12 protein-coding genes are annotated in these 14,723 nt (G+C 61.7%); 6 read left to right on the forward strand and 6 right to left on the reverse strand.

Features of this window, described 5'->3' with window-relative positions; all coding sequences use genetic code 11:
* Positions 1-35: 35 nt before the first annotated feature.
* Both KLP40_RS20405 and KLP40_RS20410 read left to right on the forward strand, forming a co-directional pair.
* Complete coding sequence (locus KLP40_RS20405; RefSeq protein ID WP_215595691.1) at positions 36-833, forward strand: polyprenol monophosphomannose synthase; 798 nt, start codon at positions 36-38, stop codon at positions 831-833.
* 51 nt (positions 834-884) lie between these two features.
* Positions 885-1,814 (forward strand): TerC family protein, encoded by a 930-nt coding sequence (locus tag KLP40_RS20410; RefSeq protein WP_215595692.1) that lies wholly within the window; start codon positions 885-887, stop codon positions 1,812-1,814.
* Positions 1,815-2,022: 208 nt separating this feature from the next.
* Here the strand turns inward: KLP40_RS20410 and KLP40_RS21605 are convergent, their stop codons facing one another.
* Complete coding sequence (locus KLP40_RS21605; RefSeq protein ID WP_215595693.1) at positions 2,023-4,152, reverse strand: transglycosylase domain-containing protein; 2,130 nt, start codon at positions 4,150-4,152, stop codon at positions 2,023-2,025.
* Positions 4,153-4,472: 320 nt separating this feature from the next.
* On the opposite strand from KLP40_RS21605, the gene purB reads away from it, so the two are divergent.
* The 4 genes from purB to KLP40_RS20435 all read left to right on the forward strand — a co-directional run bounded on the left by purB (position 4,473) and on the right by KLP40_RS20435 (position 8,813).
* On the forward strand, positions 4,473-5,828 hold the full coding sequence (gene purB, locus KLP40_RS20420; RefSeq protein ID WP_215595694.1) for an adenylosuccinate lyase: 1,356 nt from the start codon (positions 4,473-4,475) through the stop codon (positions 5,826-5,828).
* Positions 5,829-5,848: 20 nt separating this feature from the next.
* Complete coding sequence (locus tag KLP40_RS20425) at positions 5,849-7,159, forward strand: Lnb N-terminal periplasmic domain-containing protein (protein ID WP_215595695.1); 1,311 nt, start codon at positions 5,849-5,851, stop codon at positions 7,157-7,159.
* A 115-nt stretch (positions 7,160-7,274) separates the two neighbouring features.
* Complete coding sequence (locus KLP40_RS20430) at positions 7,275-8,375, forward strand: glycosyltransferase family 9 protein (RefSeq protein WP_215595696.1); 1,101 nt, start codon at positions 7,275-7,277, stop codon at positions 8,373-8,375.
* 153 nt (positions 8,376-8,528) lie between these two features.
* On the forward strand, positions 8,529-8,813 hold the full coding sequence (locus KLP40_RS20435) for a GIY-YIG nuclease family protein (protein ID WP_215595697.1): 285 nt from the start codon (positions 8,529-8,531) through the stop codon (positions 8,811-8,813).
* Between the two features lie 147 nt (positions 8,814-8,960).
* Here KLP40_RS20435 and KLP40_RS20440 read toward each other — a convergent pair whose 3' ends face one another.
* The 5 genes from KLP40_RS20440 to KLP40_RS20460 form a co-directional block, all read right to left on the reverse strand.
* A complete protein-coding gene (locus KLP40_RS20440; RefSeq protein WP_215595698.1) occupies positions 8,961-10,085 on the reverse strand; it encodes a glycosyltransferase in 1,125 nt (374 codons plus the stop codon).
* Positions 10,086-10,220: 135 nt separating this feature from the next.
* Positions 10,221-11,207, reverse strand: a complete 987-nt coding sequence (locus KLP40_RS20445) for a glycosyltransferase family 2 protein (RefSeq protein WP_215595699.1) — start codon at positions 11,205-11,207, stop codon at positions 10,221-10,223.
* Positions 11,200-11,730 (reverse strand): DUF4199 domain-containing protein, encoded by a 531-nt coding sequence (locus tag KLP40_RS20450; protein WP_215595700.1) that lies wholly within the window; start codon positions 11,728-11,730, stop codon positions 11,200-11,202. Before KLP40_RS20450 ends, KLP40_RS20445 begins: the two co-directional genes overlap by 8 nt.
* 45 nt (positions 11,731-11,775) lie before the next feature.
* On the reverse strand, positions 11,776-12,303 hold the full coding sequence (locus KLP40_RS20455; RefSeq protein ID WP_215595701.1) for a DUF4199 domain-containing protein: 528 nt from the start codon (positions 12,301-12,303) through the stop codon (positions 11,776-11,778).
* Between the two features lie 89 nt (positions 12,304-12,392).
* Positions 12,393-14,438, reverse strand: coding sequence for a BatA domain-containing protein (locus KLP40_RS20460; RefSeq protein WP_215595702.1), 2,046 nt, complete (start codon positions 14,436-14,438; stop codon positions 12,393-12,395).
* Positions 14,439-14,723 lie beyond the last annotated feature (285 nt).

The following is a 14,723-nucleotide window of genomic DNA, read 5'->3' on the forward strand; positions in this document are numbered from 1 at the left end:
GGAGTACGTCGCGCAAACTTCTACCTTTGTATGCAATGACTGATGGGCTTGTCCTGATACCGACCTACAACGAGCGTGAAAACGCGGAGCTCATTATCCGCAAAGTCTTCTCGCTACCCCAGCCGTTCGATGTGCTCATCATCGACGACGGCTCGCCCGACGGTACGGCCGAGGTGGTGCGCCGTCTGCTGCCCGAGTTCGAGGGCCGGCTGTTTCTGGAGGAGCGCACCGGCAAGCTGGGCCTGGGCACGGCTTATCTGCACGGCTTCCGCTGGGCTTTGGCCCGGGGCTACGAGTACGTGTTCGAGATGGACGCCGACTTTTCCCACAACCCCGAAGACCTGATCCGCCTCTACGATGCCTGCGCCCACCAGGGCTACGACCTGGCCATCGGCTCGCGCTACATCCAGGGCGTGAACGTGGTGAACTGGCCCATGGACCGGGTACTGATGTCCTACTTCGCCTCGGCCTACGTGCGCTTCGTTACCCGCATGCCCATCCGCGACGCCACGGCGGGCTTCAAGTGCTACGCGGCCCGGGTACTGCGCACCATTCTGCAGGACCGCGTGCGGTTTGTGGGCTACGCCTTCCAGATCGAGATGAAGTGGCTGGCCTACAAGTATGGGTTTCGCCTGAAAGAAGTACCCATTATTTTCACCGACCGCACCCGGGGCGCCTCCAAGATGAGCAAAGGCATCTTTAAAGAAGCCTTTTTCGGGGTGGTACAGATGAAAATCAGCAGCTGGTTCCGCCGTTTTCCCAGGGTGGATGCAGCGGCGGCGGCCAGCTATCCGGGAGCGGCCGTGGCCGCTGTGGGGCCCAAAGCGCCGTAGCGGCGGGCAGCCGGCCGCGCCGTTTGAGGCCGGCCGCGTATCTTACCGCCGATGGAAATTTCTCCCCTGTTCTGGCTGGCCTTCAACGGGTGCGTGCTGGCCCTGCTGCTCCTGGATCTGCTCGTCTTCAACCGGCGCGCCCACGTGGTGAGCATGCGCGAGGCCCTGGGCTGGAGCGCGTTCTGGATTGCGCTGTCGCTGAGCTTTAACTACCTGATTTACCGCTGGCTGGGCCAGGCCGCGGCCCTGGAGTTTCTTACCGGCTACCTCATTGAGAAGTCGCTGAGCGTGGACAACCTGTTCGTGTTCCTGCTCATTTTCAGCTATTTCAAAGTACCAGCCCAGTACCAGCACAAAATCCTGTTCTGGGGCATTACTGGGGCGCTGGTGCTGCGGGCGGGCTTTATTCTGGCCGGGGCGGCGCTGCTGGCCCGGTTCCACGGCCTGCTTTACCTGCTGGGTGCCTTTTTGGTGTACACCGGCATCAAGATGGCCACCAGCGGCGGGGAGCCCGAAATCGACCCCGACCACAACCCGGTGGTGCAGTTCCTGAGCCGCCACCTGCCCATCACCAACCGCCTCCACGAGGGCCGGTTTTTTGTCCGCCTGAACGGGGTGCTCTATGCCACGCCCCTGCTGGTAGTGCTGGTGATGGTGGAAACTACCGACGTGGTGTTTGCCGCCGACTCCATCCCGGCCATCCTGGCCGTCTCGCGCGACACGTTTATCGTCTACACCAGCAACGTATTTGCCCTGCTGGGGCTGCGGGCCCTGTATTTCGCCCTCGAAGGGCTCATGCGCCTGTTTCACTACCTCAACTACGGCCTGGCCCTCATCCTGGTCTTCATCGGCGGCAAGCTCCTCGTTTCCGACCTTTTCCACGTGGGCATGGGCCTGTCGCTGGGCGTGGTCGGGGTAATTCTGGCCGGCTCCGTCGTGCTCTCCCTGCTCTTTCCCAAAAAAGAAGCAGCGAATGAGTGAAGTGGCGAATGAGTGAACGAGTGGATTGTCATTGCGAGCAGCGCGAAGCAATCCGTCCTTTATCCTCTTCCCAGCTTCAGCCCACTGAAAAGCCCCTGACGTGCGCACGCCAGGGGCTTCGTATTTATCCAGGTTTTGGCACTCTGTAGAGGACGGATTGCTTCGCTTTGCTCGCAATGACAATCCTCTCATTCACCGCCATTCACCGCTATTCCGACTTCGTCGGGTCGGTGGTGTTGACGCCGGCGTCGGGGGCGCCGCCGAGCAGGTCCAGCAGGTTCAGGGGCTCAAACTCGGCGGAGTCGGCGGGCAGGGCCACGCGGGTGGTGTCGGGACGGGCGCTGAAGTTCATGGCCCGCAGGCCCCGCCCGCTGAAGCTCACCGAATTGCCTACGCTCTGATATTCTTCGTCCGTGATGTAGCCTTTGCGGGCCATGAGCTGGGCGATGAGGCGGCGGAAGTAGCGGGCCGAGCTGCGCAGGTCACCGTACTGGTTGAAGCCCGCCCGGAACCGTTTCGGGCTCGGGATGATGCTGGCCAGGTACAGGCTCTCCGACAGGTTGAGGTTGGCGGGCGACTTGCTGAAGTAAAAATCAGCCGCCTCGTGGACGCCGTAAATCTTCGGTCCCCACTCAATGATGTTCAGGTACACTTCCAGCATCCGCTCCTTGGTGGCCAAGCGGGTGTTCTCAATAATCCAGACGATGAGGGCCTCTTCCACCTTGCGCACGATGGTTTTCTTGCGCGTCAGGAACACGTTTTTCACCAGCTGCATCGAGAGCGTACTGCCGCCCCGGGCGAAGCGCCGCTCCTTCAGATTCTGGATGGCCGACTTCACGAAGGCCTTTTCCATAAAGCCCCGGTGCGACATAAAGCGCGGGTCCTCGGCCGTCATGATGGCGTACTTGAGCTCGTCGGCCACCTGGTTGTAGGGCGTGAACTCGGGGTTTTCGGGGCCCACCAGGAAGGTTTTCACCGAGTCGCCCTTGTCGTTGTAGGCCGTGTACGGGAACGACTCGTTGAGCTTGTTCAGGTTCTCGCGGCCGAAGCGGGTGACGCGGAACTTGGTGGCCCGCAGCCCCGAATCGAATTCCAGACTGTCGAGCTGGTTCATGTCGAGGGCGGCGTGCAGGTGGTACTGGAGCGTGCCTTCGCCACGGGTGCCTTCCAGGGTTTCAAACATGCCCTCGGGCAGGGCGTCGAAGAAGTCGTTGGCCGGGGTTTCGGCCGATTCCACGTTCAGGTTCAGCACCAGGCCGGCCAGCAGCTGGTCGCGGCGGGTGAGGCCGTTCACGTTCTTGCCAATCACGCGCTCGGGCACCGGGCGGCGGCGCACGCTGAACTCGGGGAAAAACTCCATGCGGTTGAGCAGCACCCGCGTGCCCTTATCAAGCGAAAACGAGGCCTGGCCCAGCGTGGTCACGAAATCGATGCCCCCGCGCGGGAAACGCACGTCCTGGTCGGAGAGCTTGGGGTGATTGACAATGAAGTTGGTGGCCGAGGCCGTGCCTTTCAGCGTCAGCTCTTCCTGGTTGAAATCCTTGTCGGAGAGGCTCAGGCGCACGGTATCGAACTGCACGCGGGCCCCGTAACGGCGCTGCACGTAGGGCAGCACCACCGGCCGCTTATCGAGCCCGAACACCTGGGCGTCCACCTCGTAGTCGCCGGCATCGATGCGGCCCCGCACACCCACGCGGTTCTCCACCGAGTCGATGACGGCCGTGAGCTGGCCCGAGATTTCGCCGCCTTCAATGGCCAGGCGCGGCATGGTGAGGCGGGCCCGGTGGCGGGGCGCGTCGTAGGTCACCAGGAAGTCGCGGAAATCGGCCTCGTCAGGGATGTTGTCGAAGGTGGCCTCGAGCAGCTGATTGGCCAGCAGCCCGTAATTGGTGCCCTTGGTGGTGTCGCGGGCCACGGCCGGCGTCTTCTCCTTGTCGCGCTTGTAGAGGAAGGAGTAGTTGTCCTGCTCGTCGTTGAGCTTGCGGGCCGTCAGGCGGGCCTGGTCGATTTCAACGTTGCTGAACACCGGCCGGCCCGCAAACAGGCTGCGCACACTCAGGGAGGCGCGCAGGGTGCGGGCCCGCAGCAGCGTGTCGGCGGCCGGAGCGGTGGGCACCAGGCTCATGCCGTCGAGCTGCACCGTGTTCAGGTCGGTGAACCGGGCGGGGCCGAAGGTGAGCGTAACGGGAAACTTGCGCTCCACCCGCTGCTTGACCTGCACGAGGGCGTAGTCGAGGAGCTGCTGGCGTTTCACGAGGAAAAGGCCGAGGCCGATCAGGACCAGGACCGCCAGGATGCCCAGGCCAATGCCGATTTTTTTCTTGGTAGCTGGTGTCACGCGCTGCATTCAGGGAGAAGGAAAACCGGGGCCGGGCCTAGCCAGATTCATGCCGAAGCCGCCCCGGCTTCCGGGGCAAAGGTAACGAAAAAGGCCCGCGCCCGGATGGGCCAATGGGTGAGGCAGTGAATGCGTGAGTTGGTGAATGCGTGAGTCAGGAATCGAGTGAGTCGATGAATGAGTGGCTTGGGGGAATGCGTGCCGCTTGCTAGGCAAAAGGGCGAATAGTGGATGCGTGGTGGAAAAATGAACAACCCGCTGGATGCGTCCCCCTATCTTTACCCGCCCAATCACTCATTCACCGAGTCACTCATTCCCATATGTCCGACTACGCCGCCCTCACGTCGCTTACCGCCGTTTCGCCCCTCGATGGCCGCTACCGCCGCCAGACGGCCCCGCTGGCCGCGTACTTCTCGGAGCTGGCCCTGATTCGCTACCGCGTGCTGGTGGAAGTGGAGTACTTCATTGCCCTCGTGGAGCTGCCCCTGCCCCAGCTGCAAGAGGTAGATCCGGCCGTGTTTGCCGACCTGCGGGCCCTCTACACCGGTTTCAGCGCCGCCGATGCCGACGCCGTGAAAGCCCACGAGCGCGTCACGAACCACGACGTGAAGGCCGTGGAATACTTCCTGCGGGATAAGTTCACGGCCCTGGGCCTGGGCCAGTACCTGGAGTTCATCCACTTCGGCCTCACGTCCCAGGACATCAACAACACGGCCATTCCGCTCAGCCTCCAGCACGCGCTCCTTCACTCGCTGCTGCCCGCCTACGCCGCCGTGCGCAACCAGCTGGCTACCCGCGCCCAGGACTGGGCCGCCGTGCCCATGCTGGCCCGCACCCACGGCCAGCCGGCCTCCCCCACCCGCCTGGGCAAGGAAATCGAGGTGTTCGTGGCCCGGCTCGATGCCCAGGTGGAGCTGCTGGCCCAGGTGCCCTTCGGGGCCAAGTTCGGCGGGGCCACCGGCAACTTCAACGCCCACCACGTGGCCTACCCCGGCACCGACTGGCACCAGTTTGCCCGGCAGTTCGTGGAGGGCCGCCTGGGCCTCAAGCGCAGCCACCCTACCACCCAGATTGAGCACTACGACCACCTGGCCGCCCTCTGCGACGGCCTCAAGCGCCTCAACACCATCCTCATCGACCTGGCCCGCGACGTGTGGCAGTACATTTCGCTGGGCTACTTCCGCCAGACGGTGAAGGCCGGCGAGGTGGGCTCCTCGGCCATGCCCCACAAGGTGAACCCCATCGATTTTGAAAACGCCGAGGGCAACCTGGGCCTGGCCAACGCGGTGCTCGAACACCTGGCCGCCAAGCTGCCCATCAGCCGCCTCCAGCGCGACCTGACCGATTCCACCGTGCTGCGCAACCTGGGCGTGCCGCTGGGCCACACGCTCATTGCCCTCACCGCCCTGCAGCGCGGCCTCGACAAGCTGGCCCTCGACGAAGCCGCCCTCGACCGCGACCTGGAAGCCAACTGGGCCGTGGTGGCCGAGGCCCTGCAAACCATTCTGCGCCGCGAAAACTACCCCGACCCCTACAACGCCCTCAAGGCCCTCACCCGCACCGGCGCCGCCATCAGCCAGGCCACCATCCGCGAGTTCGTGGACGGCCTCAGCGTGAGCGACTCGGTGAAGCAGGAGCTGCGCGCCATCACGCCCCAGAACTATGTAGGCGCGTAGAACCTATTCGCGTCGGTTTCTTGCCGCGTAAGCGCGGCCCGATATCTTTTATCATGCGTGATTCAAGTAGCTTCGCTGAAGCTATGCAGTATTCACCTTCGGAAAAGGCGTCGGGCCGCGTTTCTGCGTTCTATCTACCCGCATCAGGTAGTTGGCTATTGCTTCTGGCCCTGCTGTGGGTCTGGAGTGCAGGAACTTCGGAAGCCGCCGCCGTTACCAACGACACGCTCGCCATCAGCTTACTCACCTGCGCGCCGGGCTCCGAAACGTACGCCCTGTTCGGGCACTCCGCGCTACGCGTCACCAATCCTGGCCGGGGCCTGGACCGCGTGTACAACTACGGCACCTTCGATTTCCGCACGCCGAACTTCTACTGGCGCTTTCTGCGCGGCGACCTGCGCTATTTCTTGTCGGCAACCTCGCTGGCGGAGTTCCGGGAAGCCTATCGTCAGGAAAACCGGGCCGTTACCGAGCAGGTACTGGCCCTGCATCAGTCCGAGGCCCGCCGGTTGCACCAGCAGCTGGAAACTACGCTGCACTCGGAGGCCCGATTTTACCGATACCAGTTTTTCACTGATAATTGCACCACGCGCCTGCTGGGCCACCTGCGCAGCGTCACGCAGGCGCAACCGCTCAGCTACACGTACGCCGACTCGGCAATCCGTTACCGCCAGCTCTTGGCTCCTTATCTGGCTCCGATGCCCTGGGTGTCTTTCGGCATGAACATCGGCCTGGGTATGCCCGCCGACCGGTACGCCTCCTTCGAGCACCGGCTCTTTCTGCCGCTTGAGCTGCAACGGGCCCTGGCGCAGGCTTCCCGGTCGGGGCGACCCTTCGTGCAGCAGACCCGCCCGCTGCTGACGACCACGCTGCCGCCACGCTTGCCCCAGGTGTTTACGCCTTTGTTCTGCCTGGTTGGCCTGGGGTTGCTGTTGGTGCTCGCGCAACTGCTTCCGGCCCGTTACAGCCTGGTACAACGCGTGCTGCAAGCCAGCTTGCTGGCAGCGGCCGGCTTGCTGGGCTGCTGCCTGGTGGGGCTTCAACTGATTTCCCTGCATTCTCCCGTTCACGCCAATCACCAGGTGCTGTGGTTGCAGCCGACGCACCTATTCTGGGTCTTCGTTCGGCCCCGCCGCGTTTGGCAGCCTTTTCTGGCAGCAGCCTTACTGTTTATCGTAGGGGGCGGTTTGGGGGGATGGTTGGTTGACTACGTTCGGCCAACGTCCGAATCCGGGCTGTTGTTGGGGTTGCTGTTCTGGCAATTACTGGTTCTGTTTCGGCGCTGCGGGCGGGTAGCGGAGCCTCTGAAGCAAGCGGAGCAAGCTGGCTGAGCCTACTCCTTGGCTATTTTCGCTTGCCTCACTAGCAGCCTATTGCTTGGACTTCATTGGCTGATGGCGGCCAGCCTGCTACTTTTACTGGCTCTTTCCCCTGTTTCCTTTCCCAATGCCCCACCTCCACGGCGTAACCGTTCATCCTGATTGCCGCCACTTCCGGGGCGATATTCCCTGCCGCCCCAACAAGGAACACGACTACCAGTGCGCCGGGTGCCCGGTGTACGCGCCCGTGCAGCAGCGGATTCTGCTCATCAAGCTCGGGGCCATCGGGGATGTTATCCGCACCACGCCCCTGTTGCGGCGGCTGCGGCAGGAGTATCCGGGCTGCTCTATCACCTGGCTCACGCTCACGCCCGCCATTCTGCCCCAGCAGGAAGTAGAGGAGATTCTCCGCTTCGATTTCGCCAGCACCCTGCAACTGCTGGCCCGGCGCTTCGACGTGGCCATCAACCTCGACAAGGAAAAAGAAGCCTGCGCCCTGCTGCTGCAAGTAAACGCCGGCCGCAAGTTCGGCTACACCCTGCGCAAAACCGACGGCGTGCCCTGGCCCCACAACGAGCTGGCCAACCATAAGTACCTCACCGGCGTGTTCGACGCGCTCAGCCAGCAAAACCAGAAGCCCTACGTGCAGGAAATCTTTGAGCTCTGCGGTTTCGATTTCCGGGGCGAGGAGTACGTGTTCGACACCCACGAAGACAAGGGCTACGACTGGCATCAGCTACCCCAGGGCCGCCCCCGCATCGGCCTCAATACCGGCTGCGGCGACCGGTGGACGACCCGCCTCTGGAGCGACGAGAAGTGGATGACGCTCATCGAAAAGCTCCAGCAGGCCGGCTACGCGCCCGTGCTGCTGGGCGGCGAGGCCGAGGCCGAACGCAACCAGCGCCTGTACGCCGCCACCGGCGCGGCCTACCCGGGCACCTTTCCGTTGCCCCAGTTCATCAACCTGCTGCACCAGCTCGACGGCATCGTGACGCAGGTGACCATGGCCATGCACATCAGCATCGCCCTGCGCAAGCCCACCATCCTGATGAACAACATCTTCAACCCCCACGAATTCGACCTCTACGGCCGCGGCCAACTGGTGCAACCCGACAAGCAGTGCGTCTGCTTCTACCGCGGCTCCTGCCAGCTCGGCACCAGCTGCATGGAGGATTTACCGGCCGAAAAGGTATTCGCAGCCGTGCAGGCCAGCGTGCCGGTCGGCTGACTGTCATTGCGAGCGGAGCGAAGCAATCCGTCCTTCACAAGGAGCCAAGCCCCGAATTAAGTCAAGCCCTTTTGTCATTGCAGGGAGACTCAGTCATTACTCATCCTCCCTCCACACCGAGTAATACTATGTTTTAGAGCGGCTATCCTGTCTATGAAAGAATATTACGTTTATCTGCTTACGAACCAGAATCGAACTGTCTTATACGTCGGGGTCACCAACGACCTGAAACGCCGGGTTGGTGAACATAAGGCGGGCGCGCACCCCGGATTCACTAAGAAATATAATGTGCATTCCCTCGTCTATTTCGAAACTTACCCGGATGTCAACGCGGCCATTGCCCGGGGGAAGCAATTGAAAGCGGGTTCCCGGCAGAAGAAGTTAGACCTTATCAACTCCGGGAATAAAGACTGGAACGACTTATTTGAGGACCTTTAAGAAAGAACCTGACTTCATTCATGGCTTTTTTCTGCGTGATAGGAAGTGCTTGGCTGTGCCCTCCCGCGGTGATGAAAGGGGCTTGGCTCAGGTCAGGGATTTGCTCCTTGTGAAGGACGGATTGCTTCGCTCCGCTCGCAATGACAGTTAGCCGGCAACCTCTTTCAGCGCGTTTACCATCACGTCCCAGGAGAACTCCTTTTTCTTGGCCCACACGCCGGCCGTGAATTCCTGCTCGCGCTGGTGCTCGTAGAAATCCACCAGCGCATCGGCAATGGCCCGGGGGCTGGGCGGCACCACGTAGCCCACTTCGCCGTTGGGAATGAGCTCAGCCAGGCCGCCCACGTCCGTGACCAGCATGGGGCGGCTGAAGTGGTAGGCAATCTGGGAGACGCCGCTTTGGGTGGCGTTTTTGTAGGGTTGCACCACTATATCGGCGGCACAGAAGTAGTCCACTACTTTTTCGTTGGGGATAAAATCGGTGGCCCGGACGAGGCGGCCTTCCAGGTTGTGCTGGCGGATGAGCGCTTCGTAAGGCACGGCGTCCTCGTAGTATTCGCCCGCGATGATGAGTTTGAGGGGCCGCGCGGCCAGGCGCTCATCGGCAAAGGCTTCGAGCAGAATATCGAGGCCTTTGTAGGCGCGGATAAAGCCGAAGAACAGCAGGTAGCCAAACGCGGGGTCGAGGCCCAGGGCGGCCAGAGCCTCAGACTTGGGCTTGAGGGGGCCGAAGTTGTCGTAGAGCGGGTGGGGGCGGTAGAGGGCGGGCTGCCGGAAGTGCAGGCGGCGCAGATCGGCCAGCACCGAGCGGCTCATCGTCACGAAGCCGTGGCAAGCAGAGAGGAAATAGCGGGTGAGCGGCCGGTCGCCGGGGCGCTTTTCGTGGGGAATCACGTTGTCGGTGATGGCTACCACGCGGGTGTGGCGGTTGCGGCGCACGAGGCGGGCTACCGTGCCCAGGGCCGGCCCCATAAACGGCAGCCAGAACCGGAAAATCACCAGATCCGGCTTTTCGCGGCGCAGCTTCTCCCCCACTTTCACCCACGAAAGCGGGTTCACCGAGTTCAGGTTGACTTCGATGTCCAGATCCTCGGGGCCAGGCTCGGTACTGAACTGGGTCTGGCCGGGGAACAGGAAATCGGGATACTGCAACGAGAACGTCACGAGGCGCACCTCGTCGCCGGCTTCCCGGAAGGCCCGGGCCAGCCGCTCGTTGTAGGTGGCCAGCCCGCCCCGCAGCGGGTACGCCGGCCCGATGATGACTATTTTCATGGGGTAAAAACTTACGAAAGAAGAACGTCATGCTGAGCTGGCCGAAGCATCTCGACTGCAGTGCTAACTTTCTGATTAGCCCCGGTAGAGATGCTTCGGCCAGCTCAGCATGACGTTCATTTGCTGTTGCTCTATCTACTGCAGATTCAGCCGCTCTTTTACCAGGTAGTCGTTGCGGTTGGAGCCGTTGAGCTGCACCATTTCGGCCAGGAAGCCCGCCAGAAACAGCTGCACGCCAATCACGACGGCCACCAGGGCCAGAAAGAACAGGGGCTGGGCCGTCACGTCGCGGGAAAGGTGATTGTGCCAGGACAGCCACACCTTCTCCCCCACCAGCCAGAGCGTAATGAGCATGCCAATGAGGAAGGACACGGTGCCCAGGGCCCCGAAGAAGTGCATGGGCCGCCGCCGGAACCGGCTCACGAACGTGATGCTCATCAGATCCAGGAAGCCGTACACGAACCGTTCCAGCCCGAATTTGGTGGTGCCGTACTTGCGCTCCTGGTGCTGCACCACCTTCTCGCCGATGCGCCGGAACCCGGCCCACTTGGCTATGACGGGGATGTAGCGGTGCATTTCGCCGTACACCTCAATGCTTTTCACCACCCGGCTGTCGTAGGCCTTGAGGCCGCAGTTGAAGTCGTGCAGGGGGATGTCGGAAATCCAGCGCGTGACGCCGTTGAAGAGCTTGGTGGGCAGGGTTTTGCTCAGCGGGTCGAAGCGCTTCTTCTTCCAGCCGCTCACCAGATCGAGGCCGTCCTCGGTAATCATGCGGTAGAGCTCGGGCAGTTCCTCGGGCGAGTCCTGCAAGTCGGCATCCATGGTGCATACTACCCGGCCCGTGGTTTCCTTGAAGCCCACGTTCAGGGCCGCCGACTTGCCGTAGTTGCGGTTGAAGCGGATGCCGCGCAGGTGAGTGTTGGTGGCAGCCAGCTCCTCAATCACGGCCCAGGAGTCGTCGGTGGAGCCGTCGTCAATCAGCAGGACCTCGTAGGTGAGCCCGTGCTGGGCCAGCACGCGATGAATCCAGCGCGTGAGCTCCGGCAGGGACTCGGCTTCGTTGAGCAGGGGAATGACGATGGACAGCTCAACGGGAAAATGCTGCGGCAGGCGCTTACTCAAACTCAGGACGGGCGTTTTTGGTGAAGGCGGAAATCACAAGAGCCAGCAGGAAACCGAAGAAGGCAGAAGCCAGAATCCCGAACACAATGCTCATGGGGCCGGTAGCCAGCATCTTGCTGGAAATAGACATAGCCTGCTCGATTTGCTCATCGCTCAGACCATCGGCCTCCAGCTTGGCCCGGGCCGCCTCAATAGCCCGCTGGGTATACTCGGCATCCACGAAGTTGACGTAGATATAGCGGAATATGCTGCTCAGTGTACCGATAACGGCCCCCATAATGGTGGCAATACCCAGGCCCTGGCCGTAGCTCATGAAGCCACCGTTGTGTTGCTTAAAGTATTTGTGCGCCAGCACGATGCCCACAATCAGAATGGCAAACGTGACGAATCCCAGCGCGGGCTTCTGCTCCAGGCCGGTGGCCATCAGAATCAGCGAGTAAATGACGGTGACGATGCCAACTAACAGGCCGTAGCGGATGGCAACGGAAGCAGGCGTAACGGCGGGGGTAACAGTGTTTTCCATAGCGGAAGCAGGTTGAGGAGGGTTGGTTGATATAGGAAAGGTAGATTATTTCCGCAAAAACACGCCACCCGGAATACTCATCACCACACCCAGCAGTAATTTCTTGGCAAACTCATCCTGGGCAAACCCCGCCGCGTTGGTGGCCAGGTTGCGCAAAGTAGCTTCGTACTGCTGCATTCCGTTGGCTTGTTTCAGGTACATGGCTTTACTGGCCTCCAGCAGCTGCCGGGCCTCCGCAAGGTGCTGCTCAATAAGACCAGGGCCCGTGAGCCGCGAAAACGTGTACAAACCTAACGCGGCCACTACGGCGGCAATAAGCGCCGTCAGCATGCCGGTACCCACGGATTTACCCAGCCCCGGCCCCTCGGGCACGTAGTAGCGGCGCAGCAGCAACTGGCTGACAATGGCGGCTATGGGCGGGAAGAAGTCAGAAAGCGTCCGCTTGGGTCCGTACGGATTGTTGTCGGTCAGGTACAGGAACAGCACCCAGGCCACGCACAGGGCACCGGTTACCGCTCCGCACACGAGGGCCGTGCGCACGACGGGGCTGGGAGTTGGGGCAGGAGAAGTCAAGGCAGAAACCGAATAAAGGCCGCAAGATACACGCTCCCCCCGCAATTAAGCCTACGCCCGGTCCCGTCGAGGCGGTGTCGGGCACTGCGTCAGGCCACTGCGGCGGGCACCGGCGCGGGCCGGCGGTTCCAGCGCAGCAGCAGGGCCTCCAGCAGCAGGCAGATTAATGCTCCCCAGATGCAGTAGCGCCACAGCGGCACGCCCACCCGGGTAGCCTTATAGCGGGCGGCCGCCGTCTGGCCGGAGCCGGTTTCGTACACCTGCACGTTGGGCCGGTTGGGGCCGATAAGCTGCCGCAGCTCCGCCGCGGAGTAGCTACTCAGGTCTGACTCGCGCTTATCGAAGTTAAAGGCGACCGTCGTGAGGGATTTACCGGCCTGCTGCACCGAATAAAAACCGGGCTGCCGAAGTCCCGGCGGCACCTCCAGCCGCAGCACGCCGCCCTGCTGCCGATGCACCGGAATGAAGCTCAGGCTATCCTGCACCAGCCGGTACACGGCCTCGCTCCCCTGCTGCCCCCCGGCCGGGAGGCGCAGACTAATAGCTTGCTGGTTGAGCCGGTAGGCCGGTTGCTGCTCCTGCTGGTAGCTCTGCATAGCCAGCCGGTAGAGCACCGGCACGAACAGCGGGTGCTGGGCGAAGTCGGTAAAAGGAGCACTGAGCGGAGCCGAAAACACGTACACCGTGCCGTTGCCGCTGGGAAAACCCGCCAGGTAACTTTCGCCGTCGCGCATGCGCATTACCTCGGTACCGGTGCGCGCCCACCGCAGCACCGGCGCGGCCTTGGGCATGCCCGCCCGCACGTTCGCTCCCGCAAAAACGTCACGGAAGAATGGATTCTGGGCGCTGGGCAATGCTACCTCCTGCAGCACCGGCCCGGCAGACGGTACCGGCTGCCACTGCACCGGCCCCATCCCCAGTTCCTGAAACAGCTGCCCATACGACTCATGGCTGCTGGCAGCACCGCTGGGCACTACCACCAGCGTGGCGCCCTGCTGCACTGCCCGCCGCAGATTCTCGCGTAGTCCGTCACTCAGTACCGGGGCTTCCCGCACAATCAGCAGATTAGCAGCGGCCAGTTTACGGTAGTCAGCTGCCTGAGCGTTGGTGTAGGCGTAGCTGAACAAGGGTTCATTACCGTACAGGCGGCTCAGCTGCTCCTCCGCAGCTACCTCTGCCACTTGAATTTCCTGGGCGGGCTGGAGGGTGAAGTAATAGGTATTATCGAAGTCTACGGGGAAGTCTTCTACCACAACCCGGCATTGCTGCACGCGGGCATCCGCAAGACGCAGGCGCACCTGCGTCGTGACAGCCTGGCCCATGGGTACCGTCGTTTGGAATACCGCCGCCTGTTGAGTACCCACCAGCAGCTTGATCTGGCAGTTTTCTGCCGCGAGCAAGCCACCGTTGCGCAGCCGGATATGCAGCAGTAAATCCACGCCAGCCCGCACGAAGCCATCATCCAGCCACACGCTGTCCACAAATACGTTGGCCGCACCCTTCGGCGGCGTCGGTACCAGAAAAACCTGCTGGGTTGAATCCAGAGCTTCCAGATCACGAGATGAGAAACCGCTCTTCTGGAAGTCGGAAAACAAAAACAGTGGGCCGGTAGCAGTCCTGCCGGTCGGCAATTGTGTCAGATAAGCGCCTAGATTACTGGCTTGCCCGCTCACCTGCAACTTTTCCACTGCTTCCCGAAAAGCAGCCTCAGTCAATAAATCCGGCGAGCCAGGCATCAGACGAAAGCGCGCTGCCGCCGGAAAAGCCAGCGGTAAATCAGTTGCCTGATCAATTGCCTGTTCCAGCACGGGCTGGTCGTTGACACCGAGTTGGCGCATACTGGGCGACTTGTCCAGGAGCACTTGTACCACGCCACCAGCAGATGCCTGCTCCGGAGCCGGAATAAAAGGCTGCGCAAACAGCAGCACTAGGAAAACGATGAGTCCGATGCGGGCTGCCAGCACCAGTAGATGTTTGAGTTTGCGCTGTCGGGCCGTTACTAGCTTCACTTCCCGAATGAATTCTACATTCGAAAACAGCACGCGCTGCGGTCTGCGCAACTCAAACAAGTGGATGGCAATGGGAACGGCTATTGCCAGCAACCCCAGCAAAAACCACGGATACGTAAATACCATGCAGTACAAAGAGTAAGATCGTGAAGATAGACACAAAAGTCACCCCGCAGGTTACCCGAAACATTGCTATTCCCATCAGAATATCCAGTCAAAGCAAAAATTCCTGACACTTCACCGGTTTTGGATGAAGTGTCAGGAACTCTCTATGCTCTTGGTGAGGGCCACGCAAGGGGGCGTTGGGCGGGTGGGCCCTAAACGGGAATCGCCCCGCGCATCCTGGCTTGTCAGGACGCCGCGGGGCGATTCGCTAGATAAGGTTGGCGGCGACCGACTCTCCCACCGGTG

Source organism: Hymenobacter piscis (genome assembly GCF_018760735.1).
In the GTDB taxonomy this organism is placed as follows: domain Bacteria; phylum Bacteroidota; class Bacteroidia; order Cytophagales; family Hymenobacteraceae; genus Hymenobacter; species Hymenobacter piscis.